We start from the raw sequence: 18610 nt of genomic DNA on the forward strand, positions 1-18610 counted from the left end.
ACCCGCGCGGTCGCTTCCTTGGTGGTCCGCCGCAGGTTCTAGTTCGCGATGGCTCTGCCCCTTCCGGCAGTCGTCGGACGCTAAGGTCCAGCAAGTGAACATCGAGGTAGTCGACGTGGCCGACGGCGCGGGAGTGATCGATGTCCGGGGTGATTGCGGAGTGCACGGGCAGTATGGTCAAAGCCTGCTCTATCTGGGTGGGAACGCGGCGGGGCTGGATATAGCCGATTTCGCCGGCAGCATCGGCCGATTGTTTGTGCGAGCGCCGGAGCGAGCACCCCGGCCCGAAGAGTTGCAGGCTATGCGTGACCTGACCACCGAGGGCTACAGCACCGGGAACCTCACCGAAATTCTCGCGCCGCTGCTCACGCTGATGGCCGACGGCCGCTACGAGTTACGATCCCCCGAACCGGTAACCAACCGGATCGTCGAAGGCTTCCAGGCTTGGTACAGCTCGACGAAGTGGGGCATCAGCCAACCCAAGCCCGACGAGCCGAGCGGCATTTACCCATTGGAGGACTGGCTGACACCGACCGAGGCGTGGCCGCCGACCGACATCGGGACGGTCGAGCGGTATCGCGCGGCCGTCCGCCAGGGCGCACGGCCAGTGGTCATCACCCTGCGCGCCGGCGCCGAAAACCTCTGGAGTGGTTTCGTTCTCGACGGACACCACAAGCTCGCTGCCTATCATGCCGAAGAACTTGCCCCAATCGTGCTACGCATAGCGCGAGTGGACGCACCACCGATCACGGCCGAGGAGGTCAGAGACCATTTCCCTCGCACAGCCGAGCATTCGGAGATGAAGTGGGCGATGGCCGCCCTGGAGCGCCGTGATCAGCGACCATTCGAGCATCCTGGCCAGCCCTACCGAGACTGATGACCGACCCGAAGCAGGCAGAAGAGGATGTTCCAGAAGCGTTGATGGCCGACCGGTTCGAGGCCGGCCACCGATCGCTCACAACGCGCGCTCCGCGGCAATAGCGAGTATTCGTTCACTAGTGCCATAGGTTCGCGCCATGAGGGTGCGCATCCAAGCTGGCGACAAGCCGACGACCGTAAAATTCGAGATCCAGGGCGACGAGCGACAGCTCGCAGCGCGCGACTACCTGATCGTGGAGTACGAGCGCGCCGATGGCCTCGCAGACGACGTTCATGTGGAGCACGGCCAGGAAGGCATCACCGTCTACATGCCATTGAGTCGATGGCGAGTGTGGTCGTCCGCTGGAGCGGAGATCACTCCCTAACCGGCGCCGCGCGGTGCGTCGGGGTGACGGTGGAGGGTTCGAACCGGCGGATCTCCGGCATCCACCGACATCCAGGCCAGGCGCGATCCCCAGCCCGGCACCGTTTTTGTCTCGCTGCCCGCGCGGCAACAACGTCGCGACAGTTATGGCGCCCTGCCGCCAATAGACACACCGAACCGAATGACCCGAGCAGCAACTATCAGCATGCAGCTTGTGCGCATGCCCCCTCACCCGCTCGTCGGCAGTAGCGGACAACGGAACGGCCCGAGTCGCCTCGGGCCGTTGATCTTTCGAGGGTCCGCGCTGGCCGTTTCGGTCCGCGCGCCACGCGGCAGACGAGGATGTTCGTCGGACCGCCTGCTTGACAGTTCCCCTGCCCTGGGATGTTCTTGAGGGCTGGCCAAGATAGCATCGGGGCAGAAACTAGGTTGGGACTGGAGATGCCTCGCAACAGACGTCCGCAGGATCGGGAAGAGAAGCGCGCCGAGCTGGTGGTGGCGGCCCGGCGGTTGTTTATCGAGCAGGGCTACGACGCGGCGTCGATGACGCGGATCGCCCGCGAGGCCGGGGTGGTGTCGAACACGCTGTACTGGTACTTCCAGGACAAGGACGCGGTGTTGATCGCGGTTCTGGATGCGGTCCTGGCCGACTCGATGGCCTCCTACAGTCAAGTGCTGGACTCCAGCCTGACTGATCGCCTGTTGTGGCTGGTCGCGGAATTGGAGCAGCTGGGCCGGTTGGTGAGCACGGTGCACACGCGCGCCGAGGAGTCCGCGGCCATCCAGGAATGGCACGAGCAGTTCCACGCACTGGCCGAGGGGTTGTTCCGGGCCGAGCTGATCGAGCTCGGGGTGCCCGCGCACGATGTCGATCCGCTCGTGGCGATCGGCGTTTTCGTTGTCGAGGGCATGCTGACGCATCCGAGCGAGCGGGCCCAGCGGCGCGCGGTGATCGAGACGTTGCTCGACAGCGCTCGCGGTCTCGCCGCAGCCGCAGGCTGAGTGCCTGGCCTGCTCGCGTCGCCGGGCCGGGGACGACCTACCGGGTGGCGCGTGCGGTGTAGTCGAAGTGTGTTGCCAGGAAATAGATTTGGTCGCGCACGGCGCGTTCGAAGTGCTCGCCCAGGTAGATGTCGAAGTGGCCGCACGGATAGCTCTGGACGTGCACGTGCGCCAGGCCCCGCGCGTGACGTTTGGTGGTCTTCGCGGGCGCGGCGGCGTCGTTGTCGCAGACACACAGCAGCGTCGGAGTGCTGAAGCGTGCCAGTGCGCGACCGGGCCGATCGAGCGGAAGGCGCAGCACCAGCCGTGCGGCCAGGGCGTTGGCGGCATGGAATTCACTGTCCGGGCCGCGCAAGACACCCCAGATGCTGTCGCGATCGAGACCGGTCACGGATTCTTGCCCGGCGCTGTCCTCGGTCAGTTCGATGTTCTTCGACACCTGAGCCTGCACCGAGGGCAGCCGTTTCAGCAATGCGCTGGTGCGCCGCGAGAGCCGAGTCCCTACGGGCAGAAGTGCCGACGCACCGGCGAGGGCGTCGGGTGCGGCCACGAACGCGGGCATCCAGGATGTGCCAGCCATCGGCAACAGGATCGGTTTGGCGCCGAACCAGGAACCGACCGTGTCGAGGACGCCGGCCACTGTCAACGCCACCGCGCTCAATGGACCGGTTCGTATACGTGAGCGCAACGACGCCGGTCCGTCGGTGAAGGGGCACTGGGCCACGATCGCGGCGATACGAGTGTCTTCGGAGGCGACCTGAAGGGCATGTCCGCCGCCGAAAGAGCTGCCCCACAACGCGACCCGGTCGGCATCGACCGCCGGTAGTGTGCGCGCGAAGGTCAGGGCGGCATGCCAGTCGGCGCGTTGGCGGCCGATGTCGAGGAGCTGGCGCGGTGCTCCGCCGCTGGCTCCGAGGTGACGGTAGTCGAAGACCAGCACCGACCACCCCGCTTCGGCGAACCGTTGCGCGTAGGCGTCCAGGCGCATCTCCCGAACTGCCCCGAGCCCGTGTCCCATGATCACCATCGGGCGTGGGCCGTTCACCTCGGGTGAGCTGTACAGCCATGCCGCGCACTCGTCCTGGCCGGAGGCGAACGAGACCTCACTGCGCCGCACCATGACCGCCTCATGCGGATTGGCCTGCCCATTGATTTCCATGATGCGCGTCCTCCTGCTTCACCGCTGCCCTTCTTGGACGCCATCCAAGAAGTCGGTCACGGTTACGGTAGAGGCTTCTTGGGCGCTAGTCAAGAAGGCGACGGGCCGGGGATCTGTCATGGCGACACCCGATCCGAATCGCGTTGTAATCGGCATTTCCGCGCGCTGGGAAGCCGTGTCACTCAACGGATTCGGACGGCCGGCCAACGCGTGCTCCGCGGCATTATCGCTCACTCGTTCCGGCTGAAGCCGGCGCGGACGAGTGCGACACGGAACGTCTTCCGCTACTGAGCGAGAGGCGAATCGCGGCCCGGCCCGGGATCATCCGATCCGGGCCGGGCTCGGGTGTGTGGATAGCGAAATGATCGAAAACTGGCAGGTGGGTTATCAGCACTTCTTCCAAGCAAAGTGATAAGTGGTATTGACGCTGCCGTCCGGGGAATCCATCGTAATAGAGCTGGTGGTCTCTTTCGGATCCGAGGTGCCCGCATAGACTCGCAACTGCGTATTTATGTTGAAATTTCGATTTTCTCCGCAGGGCAGGTAAACGATCTCCCCGACGTCGGGTTTGTCCGTCACCTGCCAAACGTCATTGAGCGGACCCTTGAAGTTGTGGTCGGCGAACTCCGTCGACGAGTCGCCCTGGAAGTAGTACCTTGCTGCTTCCAGTGCGGTCGCGCCCTGTTCCAGATGCGCGAAGCCACGGTAGTCCGCCTGCGCAATCCCGTAGGTGAACCCTTGCGGGACATGAACTTTCAGGTTGAGCTGGCAGTTCTTGCGGAAGTCGTACGGCCTGGCGCCCACACCTACCCGTGCGGTGTACCGACTGGAGGTGACCGTGAAAGCCGTGTTGTCGGGCAGGACCTCGACCGCCGCAGTACCCTGCGGACAACCGGATCCATTGACCGTCACGACGTCGATGACAACCTTGTCCGGCGGCACGACCCAATCCGGTATGGGCGCACCAGAAGCCAGTGAACCCGATATCGGTGTCGCGAATGCGAATATGGCAGCACTGAGGACGGCAAGTTTCTTATACATGAATTCCCTCACAATGGACAGAGCGATGGGTTTGCCCTCACTGTAAGCTTTGGCACCCACCCGAACTCCCCAGCGGAAGTGGGGAACATCGGGAAACCTCTCGGCTAACAATCCGGCCGGACATCACGATCGATGGCGCTGGTCAGCGAGTTCGAATTCGGGCGGCCACCAAGCGAATTGACACCACACGCCGCCGAGCTGGACCGCAGTTGATCGGACAAGTTATCTTGCCGGGCGTGCCGGAGGGTGGGCAGTCTCGCGGTATGAATGCATTCGACGTTGTCGTTATCGGTGGGGGTGCTGCGGGACTGGCGGCAGCCGTGACGCTGGGCCGTGCCCGGCGGAAGGTGCTGGTCGTCGACGCGGGCTCGCCCCGTCCGCGACCGACGGCCTGAACCTGCCGCATAATGGTGCGTTCTGTGGCGGCCGTGCTGTGTTGGATCCGATGAAGTTCCGCAGACTCGCGTTGACCGGCTCGGTCCGCGCGGGTCGCGCATTCGCGAGCGGGGATGACCGCTCGTCGGCAATGCCGGATATGCTGCGCCGCAGTCGATCTCGTCGCGTCAGAACATGTCCTGCCCAACCGGGGTGCGTCGGATCACGATCTCCTCGCCATCGCTGCTACGCACAGCGACCGCGTGCAGCCCCGGTTCACCGGGCACGAACCGCAGCGGTAAGTTCTCGAAAGTCTCCGTGCCGATGTGGCTGCGGAACTGGTCGGGGTCACCAGCGACTTCCAGCCAGGCCACTCCGGCCGCGGTTCGGTCACCGGCAACGGCGCGGCGGGCGGGGTTGTTGTCTGGATCGTCGCGGTAGTACCAGTTCGGCAGGCCCTGCTGCCGAGCCCGCCGAACTGCCTGCCCGACAGGGGTGCTGGTGACCACCCGTTGGGTGCCGTCCGGTTCGGTCCGGCCTGGGACGACCTGGACCTCGCTGCCGAGTCGCCGAGCGACCTGTTCCAGATCGTCGAGGGTGTCTGCGCGCAGGCACCAGAACATCCAATGGTCAGCGCCGTCGCTGGTAGCGCGCCTGAACCAGGACGACGCGGGATCGTCGGTTGCCTCGGTAGCGCTCTCGACCTCCAGGTAGATGTCCGCGCCCAACGGGAATATCCAGTTGCGCACGCCACCACCGGGGAACACCCCGCCTTCATAGTTGCCGAAGCCGGTCTGCTCGGCCAGCCTGCGTACGCCGTCGTCGAGATCGCTTACCCCGAGCGAGAAGTGGTCCAGATGAAGCACAGCTACAAGCCTCCAACTCCAGTGAGCATGTCGTCGCTCTATCACGTTACCCAGCAGTGGGTTTCGCCCAGTCGGAGTCGTTGTCCAGCGGTGTTGCGAATGCGGCAGGGCATCCAGGCTCAGTCCCATCCTGAACTTGCCGTGGCCGGGCACGGGTCCGAACGGCCGTGTGAGCGGCAAGAGAGTGCGTTCGGGTGTGACGTGGCGGCGCATCTGTCAGTGTCACTGGTGTCCGCCGATGAGTTTCGAGCGTGGAGGAGGTCTGCTCGGTCATGAGGAAATTGATCTATGGGTTCACCGTGTCTCTGGACGGCTACATCAACGACCGTGATGGCAGCATCGACTGGTCGAACCCGGACGACGAGCTGCACCAGTTCCACAACGATCGCTATCGCTCGCTGGAGATCTCGCTGCACGGCCGGCGTCTGTACGAGCTGATGGCCGAGTACTGGCCGCATGTGCCTGCGGACGCGCCGCCGATCCAGCGTGAGTTCGCCGGGCTGTGGACGGAGAAACCGAAGGTCGTGTTCTCCCGGACGCTCACCGAGGTTCAGTGGAACAGCACGCTGGTCAGCGAGAACGCGGTCGAGGAGGTACGCAAACTCAAGGCCGGCGGGGACGGGGTCATGGAGGTCGGTGGCGCGAGCCTCGGGGCCTCGCTGATGCCGCACGGGCTCATCGACGAGTACCAGATGTTCGTCGCGCCGGTGGTGCTCGGCGGCGGCACCCCGTTCTTTCCCTCGCTGGACAAGCGCATCCAACTCCGGCTGGCCGAGACGAAGCACTTCAACGCCGTGACATTGCTGCGCTATCTCGTCGAATGAGGAAAATCGCGCTGGCGCACGGCGATCCGGCTACCCGAAGCTCATGACCGCGGCGGAGCCGGATTCGGCGGCGAACTCGAAGAAACGGATCAGCTCGGCGTAGTTGAGGCGGAGGTAGCCCAGGCCCAGCTCGTCACCGTCGCGGACCCAGATGTTCGGGTAGACGTCGGAGTCGTCCATGTCTTCGGCGTCGAAGTATTCGGCCAGCTTGGCGAACGGGGTCACGCGCAGCTGGTCGGCGGTGGCATTGACCAGGTCCGCGGACCAGGCATAGAGCATGCGGTCTTCATCGATCAGCTCGCCGTCGGCGAACAGGTCGACGCCGATGTGCGCGTGTTCGAACAGGTACTCGAGGCCGCCCCAGGCCTTGTCGATGTAGCCGCTGGGTTCCTTCCGGGTGTGTTCGCGGGCGTCGATGATGTCGGTCGCATCGTGCGGGGCCGCCTTGATCCGTGCCAGCTCCGCGCTCGTCACCCGCGTGAACGAGACCACCATGCCCATGTGCCAACCCCGATCGCCGTCTCTTGCAGTGTCTTTCGATGCAGGGTAGCGGTGCGGTCCGACAAGCGCCGTCCGCCGCCGCACGGACGCGCCTCGTCCTCGGCGACAACCGGCTCACCTGCAATGTTGTGCCGCGCACCCATATGATCGGGCGGCATCGGGATGCGACGATTTCGGCGATGCAGTTCCGTTCGACCGGAAGGCCGGCGTATCCCCGATGTTCACCTTTTCCAGTAGCGACCGCACCATCATTCACGTCCAGGAATGGCTGCCCGCCGACCGCGCACCGATCGGCGTCGCCCAGATCGCGCACGGGATGGGCGAATACGCCGCCCGCTACCACTCGCTCGCCGAAAAGCTCACCGGCCGTGGATATGCCGTCTACGCCGACGACCACCGCGGCCACGGCCACAGCATCGCCGGTCAGCCGGGCGAGCTCGGCGCCGACGGCTGGAACCTGCTCGTCGAGGATCTCGTGACGCTGACAAAGCTGTTGCGCGCCAAGCATTCCGGCCTCCCGGTCGTGCTGTTCGGGCACAGTCTCGGCTCCTTCGCCGTTCAGCAGTACATCCTCGACCACGCGGATCTGATCGATGGCGTCGTCCTGTGCGGCACCACCGCGGTCGACCAGCTCTTCGTCATGATCGCCGAGTCCGGCGCGGATCTGCTGGAGCTGTTCAACGCTCGTTTTCAGCCCACCCGCACAACGGCCGACTGGCTCAGCCGCGACGAGGAGCAGGTCGACGCCTACCTGGCCCATCCCTGGTGCGGTTTCGAGATCGACGCCGCGAACATGGCGTCGCTGGCCTCGGTAGCCGCCGAACGCCTGGCGAAACCGGCCACCGTCCCCGCCGATCTACCCCTCTACATAATGGTCGGCGACCAGGACCCGCTCAACGACGAACTTCGCCTGAGCGAACTCCTGCTCACCCGCTACCGCGCGGCCGGCCTGACCGACCTCACCTACCGCGTCTATCCGGGCGCGCGACACGAGATCCTCAACGAAACCAACCGTGACCAGGTCGAAGACGACCTGATCGCCTGGATTACCCGCGCCGCTACGTAGCATCGGGCACGATCGCACCACCCCACGGTGTGAATGAGCTTGCATGGTCGTGCATAATCATCACATGGTTGATTCGGTGCACACGCCCGAGCCGAGCGGGCCCGCATTGCGGGTCGCGGTGGCCGGGGCGAGTGGGTACGCGGGCGGGGAAGTGTTGCGGCTGCTGCTGGGGCATCCGGCGTATCGAGCCGGGCGCCTCGAGCTCGGGGCGCTGACCGCGGGGGCGAACGCCGGGAGTCTGCTCGGGGAGTTGCAGCCGCATCTGCTGCCCCTCGCCGATCGGGTGCTCGCGCCGACCAGCGTCGACGAGCTGGCCGGGCACGATGTCGTCTTCCTCGGACTGCCGCACGGGCAGTCCGCGGCGATCGCGCAGCAGCTGCCCGAGTCGACCGTGATCATCGATTGCGGCGCCGATTTCCGGCTCACCGACGCCGCGGCGTGGACGAAGTATTACGGGAGCGAGCACGCGGGCAGCTGGCCGTACGGCCTGCCCGAGCTGCCCGGCGGGCGGGAGAAGCTGCGCGGCGCGAGCCGGATCGCGGTGCCCGGCTGCTATCCGACCGTGGCCAGCCTCGCCCTCGCGCCCGCCATCGCGGCGGGCATCATCGAACCGCGGGTGAATGTCGTTGCGGTGAGCGGAACTTCGGGCGCCGGCCGCAAGCTCGATGTCGGGCTGCTCGGCTCCGAGGTGATGGGTTCGGCGCGGGCCTACGGCATCGCGGGCGCGCACCGGCACACCCCGGAGATCACCCAGAACCTGTCCGCGGCGGGCGGTGTCGACGTCGCCGTGTCGTTCACGCCGGTGCTCGCGCCGATGCCGCGCGGCATCCTGGCGACCTGCACCGCGCCGACCTCGGTGGACGCCGCGCAGGCACGCGCGGTCTATGAAAAGGCTTACGCCGAAGAACCCTTCGTGCACCTGCTCCCGGAAGGCGTACTGCCGCAGACCGGTTCGGTGCTCGGTTCCAACGCCGTCACCCTGCAGGTGGCGGTGGACGCCGACGCGGGCTTGCTCGTGGTGATCGGCGCGATCGACAACTTGACCAAGGGCACCGCGGGCGCCGCGGTGCAATCCATGAACCTGGCCGTCGGATTCGACGAGACCGCAGGACTTTCCACCGTAGGAGTGGCACCGTGACGACATCCGCATCGATCGAAATCGGCAAGCTGGTGCGGAACCAGGGCGTGACCGGCCCGCTCGGCTTCCGTGCGGCGGGTATCGCCGCGGGCATCAAGGCGAGCGGAAAGCCGGACCTGGCCCTGGTTTTCAACGAGGGCCCGGAATACGCGGCCGCGGGCGTGTTCACCCGCAACCAGGTGAAGGCCGCTCCAGTGCTGTGGTCGCAGCAGGTGCTCTCCGGGGGCCGCCTGCGCGCGGTGATCCTCAACTCCGGCGGCGCCAACGCATGTACCGGCCCGGGCGGCTTCCAGGACACGCACAAGACCGCCGAGGAACTCGCTGCCGCACTGAGCAATTGGGGTTCGGAGACCGGCGCCGGCGAGATCGCCGTCTGCTCGACCGGCCTGATCGGCGACCGCCTGCCGATGGACAAGCTGCTGCCCGCGATCACCGAGATCGTGCACGAGATGGGCGGCGGCCTCTCCGGCGGCCTCGACGCGGCGCACGCCATCATGACCACCGACACGGTGCCGAAGGAAGCCGCTTTCCACCATCGGGACAAGTGGAACGTCGGCGGCATGGCCAAGGGCGCGGGCATGCTCGCCCCCTCGCTGGCCACCATGCTCGTGGTGCTCACCACCGACGCCGCCGTCACCGCCGACCAGCTGGATCAGGCGCTGCGCAACGCGACCGGGCGCACCTTCGACCGCCTCGATGTCGACGGCTCCTGCTCCACCAACGACACCGTCCTGCTGCTCGCCAACGGCGCGAGCGAGGTCACCCCGAGCCAGGCCGACCTCGACGCCGCCGTGCTCGCGGTCTGCGACGACCTTGCCGCGCAACTGATGTCGGACGCCGAGGGCGTCACCAAGCGGGTGCTGGTGACCGTCGCCGGCGCGGTCAGCGAAGCAGAAGCGGTGGCCGCCGCCCGCACCGTCGCCCGCGACAGCCTGGTCAAGACCGCGCTGTTCGGCTCCGACCCGAACTGGGGCCGGGTGCTCGCCGCGGTCGGCATGGCCCCGATCACCCTGGACCCCAACCGGATCTCGGTGTCGTTCAACGGAAGTCCGGTCTGCATCGACGGTGTCGGCGCACCTGGCGCGCGGGACGTCGACCTGTCCGGGATGGACATCGAGGTCCGCATCGACCTGAATGTCGGTGACGGACAAGCCACTATCCGCACCACCGACCTCTCACACGGCTATGTCGAAGAGAATTCGGCCTACAGCTCATGACCGGCCAACTCCACCACGACCTTTCGGCGCTGGACAAGGCGCACGTCCTGGCCGACGCGCTGCCCTGGTTGCAGAAGTTCCGGGACAAGATCGTGGTGGTGAAGTTCGGCGGCAACGCCATGGTCGACCCGGAACTCGAACGAGCCTTCGCCGCCGACATGGCCTTCCTGCGCACGGTCGGCGTGCACCCGGTGGTGGTGCACGGCGGCGGCCCGCAGATCAGCGCGATGCTGAAGAAGCTCGGCCTGGAGGGTGAATTCCGCGGCGGCTTCCGGGTAACCACCCCGGAGGTGATGGACGTCGTGCGGATGGTGCTGTTCGGTCAGGTCGGGCGCGAGCTGGTCGGGCTGATCAACGCGCACGGCCCGTACGCGGTCGGCATCTCCGGCGAGGACGCGAATCTGTTCACCGCGACCCGCCGCACCGTCGAAGTCGACGGCGTACCAACCGATATCGGTCTGGTCGGCGACGTCACCTCGGTCAACCCGGACGCGGTGCTCGACCTGATCGGCGCGGGCCGGATCCCGGTGGTCTCCACCATCGCGCCGGACGCGGACGGCGTGGTGCACAACATCAACGCCGACACCGCGGCCGCCGCGCTCGCGCAGGGCATCGGCGCCGAGAAACTGGTGGTGCTCACCGATGTCGAGGGCCTCTACACCGACTGGCCCGACCGCACCTCGCTGATCACCCGCATTGATACGGCCGCGCTGGCCGAGTTGCTGCCCCGCCTGGATGCGGGCATGGTGCCCAAGATGGAGGCCTGCCTGCGCGCTGTGCAGGGCGGGGTGCCGACCGCGCACGTCATCGACGGTCGCGTGCCGCACGCCATGCTGCTGGAACTGTTCACCGGAGAAGGAATCGGAACGATGGTGACGCCCGCCCCGTCCTCGAATGGGGTTGGCTCGCTGGACGGAACGAAAAAATGAGTACAGACCAAGACCTCCAGGCGCGGTGGAGCGCCGCGATGATGAACAACTACGGCACGCCGAAGCTCGCGCTGGTGCGCGGGGCCGGCGCGGTGGTCTACGACGCGGACGGCAACCGCTACGTCGACTTCCTCGGCGGCATCGCGGTCAACAGCCTCGGCCACGCGCACCCGGCTATCCTGGCCGCGGTCACCGAGCAGCTCGGCACGCTCGGGCACACCTCGAATCTCTACATCAACCAGCCGACCGTCGAACTGGCCGAGCGGCTGCTCGCGCACTTCGGCGACGGCTCCTCGGAGGCGGGCCACAGCGGCCGCGCGTTCTTCTGCAACTCGGGCACCGAGGCCAACGAGGCCGCGTTCAAGATCGCGCGGCTGACCGGGCGGCGCAAGATCGTCGCCTGCGAGGAGGCGTTCCACGGCCGGACCATGGGCGCGCTCGCGCTCACCGGGCAGGCGGCCAAGCGCACGCCGTTCGAGCCGATGCCGGCCGGCGTCGTGCACGTGCCCTACGGAGACGCCGCGGCGCTGGAAGCCGTGGTGGACGAGGACACCGCCGCGGTGTTCCTGGAGCCGATGATGGGCGAGAGCGGCGTCGTCGTCCCGCCGATCGACTATCTGGCCAAGGCCCGCGAGATCACCAGCAGGCACGGCGCGCTGCTGATCCTGGACGAGGTGCAGACCGGCATCGGCCGGACCGGAAAGTTCTACGCGCACCAGGCCGTCGGCATCGTGCCCGACGTGATCACCCTGGCCAAGGGCCTCGGCGGCGGGCTGCCGATCGGCGCGGTGCTGGCCACCGGCCGGGCCGCCGAACTGCTCACCCCGGGCCTGCACGGCACCACCTTCGGCGGCAATCCGGTCTGTGCGGCGGCCGCGCTCGCGGTGCTGCGCACCATCGACGAGGAGGGTCTGCTCGCGCACGTGGAGTCGGTCGGCAAGCGGCTCGCCGACGGCATCGAAATGCTGGAGCATCCGCTGATCGATCACGTGCGCGGGGCCGGGCTGCTGCTCGGCGTCGTGCTCACCGACGATGCGTCCGCACAGGTCGAGGCGCGCGCCCGGGCGGCAGGCTATCTGGTGAATCCGGCCAAGCCCAACGTGATTCGGCTCGCCCCGCCGCTGATCCTCACCGAAACCCAGGCCGACAATTTCGTCGCCGATCTGCCGGAAATTCTGGACGCGGCGACCCAAGATGCGAAGGAGGCTGCGGCGCAATGACTTCAGCACAGCACGCGGTACGGCACTTCCTCCGCGACGACGATGTGAGCCCGGCCGAACAGGCCGAGATCCTCACCCTCGCGGCCGAACTCAAGCAGGCGCCGTTCTCCCAGCGCCCGCTGGAAGGACCGCGCGGCGTCGGGGTGATCTTCGAGAAGAACTCCACCCGCACCCGGTTCTCCTTCGAGGTGGGCATCGCCCAGCTCGGCGGGCACGCGGTGGTGGTGGACGGGCGCGACACCCAGCTCGGCCGCGAGGAGACCCTCGGCGACACCGGAACGGTGCTCTCGCGCTACGTCGACGCCATCGTCTGGCGTACCTTCGAGCAGTCCCGGCTCGACGAAATGTCGCTGACCGCAACGGTTCCCGTGGTGAACGCGCTGTCCAACGAGTTCCACCCGTGCCAGGTGCTGGCCGACCTGCAGACGCTGGTCGAACGCAAGGGAAACCTGGCCGGGCGCAACCTCACCTACTTCGGTGACGGCGCGAACAACATGGCGCACTCCCTACTACTAGGCGGCGTCACCGCGGGCTTGAACGTAACCATCGCCGCGCCTGCGGGTTTCGAGCCGCTGCCGTGGATCCTGGAGGCCGCCCGCAAGCGCGCCGCCGACACCGGCGCCACCATCACGCTGACCGGTGACCCGATCGCCGCGGCCGAGGGCGCGGACGCGCTGGTGACCGACACCTGGACCTCGATGGGTCAAGAGAACGACGGCCTCGACCGCGTCGGCCCCTTCCGCCCGTTCCAGGTGAACAGCGAGCTCCTCGCGCACGCGCAACCGGACGCCGTCGTGCTGCACTGCCTGCCCGCGCATCGCGGCGAGGAAGTCACCGACGAGGTCCTCGACGGCCCGCACAGCGTCGTCTGGGACGAGGCGGAGAATCGGTTGCACGCGCAGAAGGCGCTGCTGGTGTGGTTGCTGGCCAAGCGAAATGGTGGTTTGTCGTGATGGAGCCGAGCGTCAGCGAGGCGCGGTCGTGAGTGTCGCGCATCCGGAACATGGGAAGACCGGCCCGGAGATCGCGCGCACTCGCGCCGGCCGGCAGTCCCGCATCGTCGAGCTGCTGACGGCGCACGCGGTCCGCAGCCAGACCGAGCTGGCCGCGCTGCTGTCCGCCGAGGGCATCGAGACCACCCAGGCCACCCTTTCGCGTGACCTCGACGAGCTCGGCGCGGTCAAGCTGCGCGCCGCCGACGGCGGCGCGGGCGTCTATGTGGTCCCCGAGGACGGCAATCCCATCCGCGGCGTCATCGGTGGCACCGACCGCCTCGCGAAGCTGCTCGGCGATTTACTGGTCTCCACCGACCACAGCGGCAACATCGCGGTCCTGCGCACCCCACCCGGCGCCGCCCACTACCTGGCCAGCGCATTGGACCGCGCCGCACTGCCCTACATCGTCGGCACGATTGCCGGCGACGACACCATCGCCGTCATCGCGCGGGAACCGCTGACCGGCGCGGAGCTGGCCGCCAAGATCGAACAGATCGCCTAGCGCGCGGCCGAGCCGCGAACTGGCACAGCCGCACAAGGGATCTCGGCGCGCGGCGCGGTCTATCGTGGATGTTGCCATGCTGGGATGGTCCGCGTAAGCACAGTTCGGGAGCGGTGTATGCCTCCTCATCCTCGATTCGACCGGGTGGCAGCGCTGCAACGAGGTTTTGTCGGACGGGAAACCGAACTAGCGGTGTTCGACGAGGAACTCGCGGCAATCAACGAACGTCCCCGCGTGCTCAACCTCACCGGCGTGGGTGGCATCGGAAAGTCGCGGTTGCTCACCGAATTCGAGAACCGCGTCGCCGGCACGTACCGCACCGGGATGCTCGATCTGCAGATGCCGTCGCACCGCCAGCAGGAGGACGCGCTGGCGGTGCTGCGCAATCAGCTGAGCCGCCAAGGTGCCCGATTCAAACGCTACGACCTCGCCTACGAGATCCTGTGGCGGCGACTGCATCCGAACGTCCGGCTGGGCCGGACGGATCCGCTGATCGTGGCGCAGAGTGAGATTCTGGGCCAGTTCCTGTCCGATTCCCGGCAGCTACCGTACGTCGGACCCGCGGTCCGATTGATCTGGATGCTGGAGCAGGCCGCCGCCGGTGCGCGCCGCAAACGCCGCAAACGCATCGACGATATTCTGCGCGCCCTCGACTCCCTGCCCGTCGCCGACGTGGTGGACGCGGTCACCTACCTGTTCGCCGAAGACCTACGGGCGTCGTCGAACACCCGTCCCTTTGTTGTTTTCGTCGACGCCTACGAGGTGCTTGGCCGTGCGCCGGGCCTGGCCCAGGACGACCGCTGGCTGCGCGATCTGGTGGGGCAGCTCAGCGGGGGACTGGTGGTCATCGCGGGCCGCGAGCCGCTCGGGTGGTCGACGCGCAATTCGGACTGGACCGGAGTGGTCCGCACCCTGGTGATCGGCGGGCTGGCCGAGCCGGCGCGGATCGAACTGCTTGCCGGAAACGGGGTTTCGGATCCTCGGGCGCAGCGCTCCATCGCCGCCGCCAGCGAAGGGGTGCCGTTCTATCTGCACCTCGCCCTGGACACCGTCAGTCATGCGGGCAGCGAATTCGCCGCGGTGTCCGCCGAGGAAATCCTGCAGCGGTTTCTGGAACATGTCCGGGTCGACGAAGTCCAGATTCTCGAATTGCTCAGTGTCGCTCGGATATTCGACTTCGAGATCTTCCGGTCGGTCGCCGTCGAGCATCAGCTGCCCGAGGACCGGGCCACCTGGGAGTCGTTGCGCTCGTACTCGTTCGTGGTGCCGGTGGCCGGTGACAACGTCGAACTGCATCAGCTGATGGCGCAGTTGCTGCGGCAGCGGGTCTCGCGCGCGGCCACCGGCGAAGTCCATCGCCTGCTGCGGGCGGTCTGGGACCGGCGTGCGGGCGCCGCGCGCGAATCCGGTGCACGACGCGCCGAATTGCTGATGGCATTGCGGGAGTCGGCGTTTCACGCGTTGCGGACCGGGGCGCTCGACGGCGACGAGCTGATCGCCTACGCGGACCAGATCCGGGACTGCGGCGGAACCCACGGGCTCAACAACCTGCTCGTCGACGTGCGCCGATATCTGGACGAGGGCATCGGCGGCCACGATATCCCGTACGCGGTCCAATGCATCGAGGCCGAAGCCGCGATCCTGCTGGGGGACATCAGCCGGGCCGCCGAACTCGCCCCGCACGAGCGGTGGCGGCCCGATTTCGTCGGGGTCCGGCTCACCCTGGTGGGTGCGCACGCGCGGCGGATCGCCGACCGGACCACCGCGGCGCTGGCGATATATACGACGGTATGGAATATCGGCGAAGGTCCGACCCGTCTCACCGCGGGAATGTGGGCGGCCGACATGTACATGGCGCAGGGCATGTTCGTGCGGGCGCGCGAGTCGGTGCTGGATGTCCGTGCGGTGTGCCCGGAGGGTGAGCGTTCGCTGCAAGGCGACCTGGCCCGGGTACTGCATCATTCCGCCCGTTTCCAATTCGCCTTCGACGAGGCCGAGCGGCACCTGACCGACGCGGTGGAGCTGTATCAGGCCGTCGGCAACGAGGTGGGTCTGGCCGCGGCCCAAACGGACCTGGCCGAACTGCTGGCTTGGACAGATCCAGCCGCCGCGGTCGACGAGGCGGCCACCGCGATCCGCCTCAACCAGGAGCTGGGCATTCCGCGCGAGGTCGGCAAGTCCTACACCGCCCTGTCCATGGCGCTCGCCTGTCTCGGCCGGCTCGATGAAGCGGAGCAGGCCTTGCAGGCCGCGACCGACGTGCTCGCCTCGGCCGGGTATCCCTCGGGACGGGCCCGCGCCGCGCTCTTGCGCGGCGTGATCCAGGCTCGGCAGGGCCGCCTCGACGCGGCCGCGGAGTCGGAGCGCTGGGCGATCAACGAGCTGGTCGACGGGGAGGTCTATCCGACGCTGGTGCTGATGGCCGCGACCATCCTGGCGGTGATCGATCGATCGGACCGGGCGGTCGCGTGGCAGGCCGACATGGCCAGGGCCCGCATCCACGCCGAGGCTCCGCTCGAGACGATCGAGGAACGCATCGGGACCCTGGTCGATTCGCTCCTCGGCCGGGCGAGCTGACCGGTTGTCCCGCTCGTGATTACCGGCCGGGTCGGCCGTCCGTTCAGGAGAACGGGTACTGGCCGGTGCCGCCGCCTGGTCCTTTGCCCGGTGTGCCCACGTTGATGAGGTCCTGGACGAGGTCGACCACGGCTCGTCCGATGTTGAGGACATCGTTGCCGAGGGTGCTGAATTCTTGCGCGATGAGGTGCAGCATGGCGTCCGTCCTTCTACCCGCTCGAAGATTCCGCTCTTCAGCGTCGCACACGGGGGTGGGCTCGCCAAGGGGTAATTCGCTTGATGGGCAGTGACTTTCGCGAACGATCCGGGGTTGTGACGGGATCCACGGGACCCCCGCTGTGAATGGGCTTGCATCATCGTGCATAATCATTTGCAGGACGTGCGGGCCGCTGCGGCGGGAAGCCGGTCCGTACTCGAGCACACAGGCATCGAAAACAAGGAGCACACAGACCATGTCCGAACGCGTCGTACTCGCCTACTCAGGTGGGCTGGACACCTCCGTGGCGATCAGCTGGATTGCCAAGGAGACCGGTTCCGAGGTGGTGGCCGTGGCCATCGACCTCGGCCAGGGCGGCGAGGACATGAACGTGGTGCGCCAGCGAGCGCTGGACTGCGGCGCGGTCGAGGCCATCGTGGTGGACGCGCGCGACGAGTTCGCCAACGAGTACTGCCTGCCGACCATCCAGGCCAACGCCATGTACATGGGCCGCTACCCGCTGGTGTCGGCGATCAGCCGCCCGCTCATCGTCAAGCACCTGGTCGAGGCGGCCAAGTTCCACGGCGCCGGCACCGTCGCGCACGGCTGCACCGGCAAGGGCAACGACCAGGTCCGCTTCGAGGTCGGCATCGGCGCGCTCGCGCCGGACCTGAACGTGATCGCCCCGGTCCGCGACTACGCCTGGACCCGGGAGAAGGCCATCGCCTTCGCCGAGGAGAACTCGCTGCCGATCAATGTGACCAAGAAGTCGCCGTTCTCCATCGACCAGAACGTGTGGGGCCGCGCGGTGGAAACCGGCTTCCTCGAGGACCTCTGGAACGCGCCGACCAAGGACGTCTACGACTACACCGCCGACGCGACGGTCAACTTCGAGGCGCCCGACGAACTGATCATCACCTTCGAGAAGGGTGTGCCGGTCGCCATCGACGGCCGCCCGGTGAGCGTGCTCGAGGCGATCGTCGAGCTGAACCACCGGGCCGGCCGCCAGGGCGTCGGCCGCCTGGACATGGTCGAGGACCGGCTCGTCGGCATCAAGAGCCGGGAGATCTACGAAGCGCCCGGCGCCATCGCGCTGATCACCGCGCACCAGGAGCTGGAGGCGGTCACCGTCGAGCGCGAGCTGGGCCGGTACAAGCGGCAGGTCGAGCAGCGCTGGGGCGAGCTGGTCTACGACGGCCTGTGGTTCTCCCCGCTCAAGCGCGCGCTGGACGCGTTCGTCGGCGAGACCCAGGAGCACGTCTCCGGCGAGATCCGGATGGTGCTGCACGGCGGCAACGCGGTGGTCAACGGCCGGCGCTCGGAGCAGTCGCTCTACGACTTCAACCTGGCCACCTACGACGAGGGCGACACCTTCGACCAGTCGCTGGCCAAGGGCTTCGTGCAGATCCACGGGCTGTCGTCCAAGGTCGCCGCGCGCCGGGACCTGAACCAGAAGTAAGGCGCGACGCCCAGCCTGCGGGTGGGCCGCCCGGCAACCGGTGGCCCACTCAGGAAGCAGTCGTAGTCTCAGGGGCGGTCGAGGAATCGGCTCGACTCGAAGGGAGCGACGATGCGGACCGAAGACGACAGCTGGGACATCGTGAGCAGCGTGGGCGCGACCGCCCTCGGCGTCGCGGCGCTGCGCGCGGGCGAAAGCCGGCGGGCCGACGCGTTGTTCCACGATCCGTACGCCGAGCTGATGGTGAGCGCAGTCGGTTCGGCCGCGTGGACACGGCTGAGTCAGAGCGATATCGGCGAG

20 protein-coding genes are annotated in these 18610 nt (G+C 67.3%); 15 read left to right on the top strand and 5 right to left on the bottom strand.

The window, feature by feature from the left end; genetic code table 11:
* The first annotated feature begins 94 nt into the window (after positions 1–94).
* The 3 genes from F3087_RS45505 to F3087_RS45515 all read left to right on the top strand — a co-directional run bounded on the left by F3087_RS45505 (position 95) and on the right by F3087_RS45515 (position 2245).
* On the top strand, positions 95–877 hold the full coding sequence (locus tag F3087_RS45505) for a hypothetical protein (RefSeq protein ID WP_150408444.1): 783 nt from the start codon (positions 95–97) through the stop codon (positions 875–877).
* A gap of 139 nt (positions 878–1016) precedes the next feature.
* Positions 1017–1244 carry a hypothetical protein gene (locus F3087_RS45510; RefSeq protein WP_150408445.1) on the top strand — a complete coding sequence of 76 codons (228 nt, stop codon included), beginning with the start codon at positions 1017–1019 and terminating at the stop codon, positions 1242–1244.
* 440 nt (positions 1245–1684) lie between these two features.
* On the top strand, positions 1685–2245 hold the full coding sequence (locus F3087_RS45515) for a TetR/AcrR family transcriptional regulator (protein WP_150408446.1): 561 nt from the start codon (positions 1685–1687) through the stop codon (positions 2243–2245).
* Between the two features lie 37 nt (positions 2246–2282).
* Here F3087_RS45515 and F3087_RS45520 read toward each other — a convergent pair whose 3' ends face one another.
* Positions 2283–3404, bottom strand: a complete 1122-nt coding sequence (locus F3087_RS45520) for an alpha/beta hydrolase (protein WP_150408447.1) — start codon at positions 3402–3404, stop codon at positions 2283–2285.
* A 387-nt stretch (positions 3405–3791) separates the two neighbouring features.
* Positions 3792–4505 (bottom strand): DUF4360 domain-containing protein, encoded by a 714-nt coding sequence (locus F3087_RS45525; RefSeq protein WP_223885846.1) that lies wholly within the window; start codon positions 4503–4505, stop codon positions 3792–3794.
* Positions 4506–4708: 203 nt separating this feature from the next.
* Between F3087_RS45525 and F3087_RS45530 the strand changes: the two genes are divergently transcribed.
* Positions 4709–4840, top strand: a complete 132-nt coding sequence (locus F3087_RS45530) for an FAD-dependent oxidoreductase (RefSeq protein WP_263407291.1) — start codon at positions 4709–4711, stop codon at positions 4838–4840.
* A gap of 168 nt (positions 4841–5008) precedes the next feature.
* Here the strand turns inward: F3087_RS45530 and F3087_RS45535 are convergent, their stop codons facing one another.
* Positions 5009–5686: a VOC family protein gene (locus tag F3087_RS45535; RefSeq protein ID WP_150408448.1), complete on the bottom strand. Its 678-nt coding sequence runs from the start codon at positions 5684–5686 to the stop codon at positions 5009–5011.
* Between the two features lie 272 nt (positions 5687–5958).
* On the opposite strand from F3087_RS45535, the gene F3087_RS45540 reads away from it, so the two are divergent.
* On the top strand, positions 5959–6510 hold the full coding sequence (locus tag F3087_RS45540; RefSeq protein ID WP_150408449.1) for a dihydrofolate reductase family protein: 552 nt from the start codon (positions 5959–5961) through the stop codon (positions 6508–6510).
* Between the two features lie 30 nt (positions 6511–6540).
* Here F3087_RS45540 and F3087_RS45545 read toward each other — a convergent pair whose 3' ends face one another.
* A complete protein-coding gene (locus F3087_RS45545; protein ID WP_150408450.1) occupies positions 6541–7011 on the bottom strand; it encodes a YfbM family protein in 471 nt (156 codons plus the stop codon).
* A 217-nt stretch (positions 7012–7228) separates the two neighbouring features.
* Here F3087_RS45545 and F3087_RS45550 point away from each other — a divergent pair, with 217 nt between their 5' ends.
* The 8 genes from F3087_RS45550 (at position 7229) to F3087_RS45585 (ending at position 16655) form a co-directional block, all read left to right on the top strand.
* Complete coding sequence (locus F3087_RS45550; RefSeq protein ID WP_150408451.1) at positions 7229–8077, top strand: alpha/beta fold hydrolase; 849 nt, start codon at positions 7229–7231, stop codon at positions 8075–8077.
* 64 nt (positions 8078–8141) lie between these two features.
* Entirely contained in the window at positions 8142–9215 is a 1074-nt protein-coding gene (argC, locus tag F3087_RS45555) for an N-acetyl-gamma-glutamyl-phosphate reductase (RefSeq protein ID WP_150408452.1), read from the top strand.
* Positions 9212–10432: a bifunctional glutamate N-acetyltransferase/amino-acid acetyltransferase ArgJ gene (gene argJ / locus F3087_RS45560; RefSeq protein ID WP_150408453.1), complete on the top strand. Its 1221-nt coding sequence runs from the start codon at positions 9212–9214 to the stop codon at positions 10430–10432. Before argC ends, argJ begins: the two co-directional genes overlap by 4 nt.
* Positions 10429–11361 (top strand): acetylglutamate kinase, encoded by a 933-nt coding sequence (argB, locus tag F3087_RS45565; RefSeq protein WP_150408454.1) that lies wholly within the window; start codon positions 10429–10431, stop codon positions 11359–11361. The genes argJ and argB overlap by 4 nt, the downstream gene beginning before the upstream one ends.
* Entirely contained in the window at positions 11358–12581 is a 1224-nt protein-coding gene (locus F3087_RS45570) for an acetylornithine transaminase (RefSeq protein ID WP_150408455.1), read from the top strand. The genes argB and F3087_RS45570 overlap by 4 nt, the downstream gene beginning before the upstream one ends.
* Positions 12578–13534, top strand: coding sequence for an ornithine carbamoyltransferase (argF, locus tag F3087_RS45575; RefSeq protein WP_150408456.1), 957 nt, complete (start codon positions 12578–12580; stop codon positions 13532–13534). The genes F3087_RS45570 and argF overlap by 4 nt, the downstream gene beginning before the upstream one ends.
* 28 nt (positions 13535–13562) lie before the next feature.
* On the top strand, positions 13563–14078 hold the full coding sequence (locus F3087_RS45580) for an arginine repressor (RefSeq protein ID WP_263407292.1): 516 nt from the start codon (positions 13563–13565) through the stop codon (positions 14076–14078).
* A gap of 117 nt (positions 14079–14195) precedes the next feature.
* On the top strand, positions 14196–16655 hold the full coding sequence (locus F3087_RS45585; protein ID WP_150408457.1) for an ATP-binding protein: 2460 nt from the start codon (positions 14196–14198) through the stop codon (positions 16653–16655).
* Positions 16656–16698: 43 nt separating this feature from the next.
* Here F3087_RS45585 and F3087_RS46385 read toward each other — a convergent pair whose 3' ends face one another.
* On the bottom strand, positions 16699–16851 hold the full coding sequence (locus tag F3087_RS46385) for a hypothetical protein (protein WP_191094480.1): 153 nt from the start codon (positions 16849–16851) through the stop codon (positions 16699–16701).
* 256 nt (positions 16852–17107) lie between these two features.
* On the opposite strand from F3087_RS46385, the gene F3087_RS45590 reads away from it, so the two are divergent.
* Both F3087_RS45590 and F3087_RS45595 read left to right on the top strand, forming a co-directional pair.
* A complete protein-coding gene (locus tag F3087_RS45590) occupies positions 17108–18310 on the top strand; it encodes an argininosuccinate synthase (RefSeq protein WP_150408458.1) in 1203 nt (400 codons plus the stop codon).
* Positions 18311–18421: 111 nt separating this feature from the next.
* Positions 18422–18610 (top strand): class I SAM-dependent methyltransferase (locus tag F3087_RS45595; RefSeq protein ID WP_191094393.1); only part of this gene is annotated, 189 nt, incomplete at its 3' end.

This window comes from Nocardia colli (genome assembly GCF_008704205.1).
Lineage (GTDB): Bacteria > Actinomycetota > Actinomycetes > Mycobacteriales > Mycobacteriaceae > Nocardia > Nocardia colli.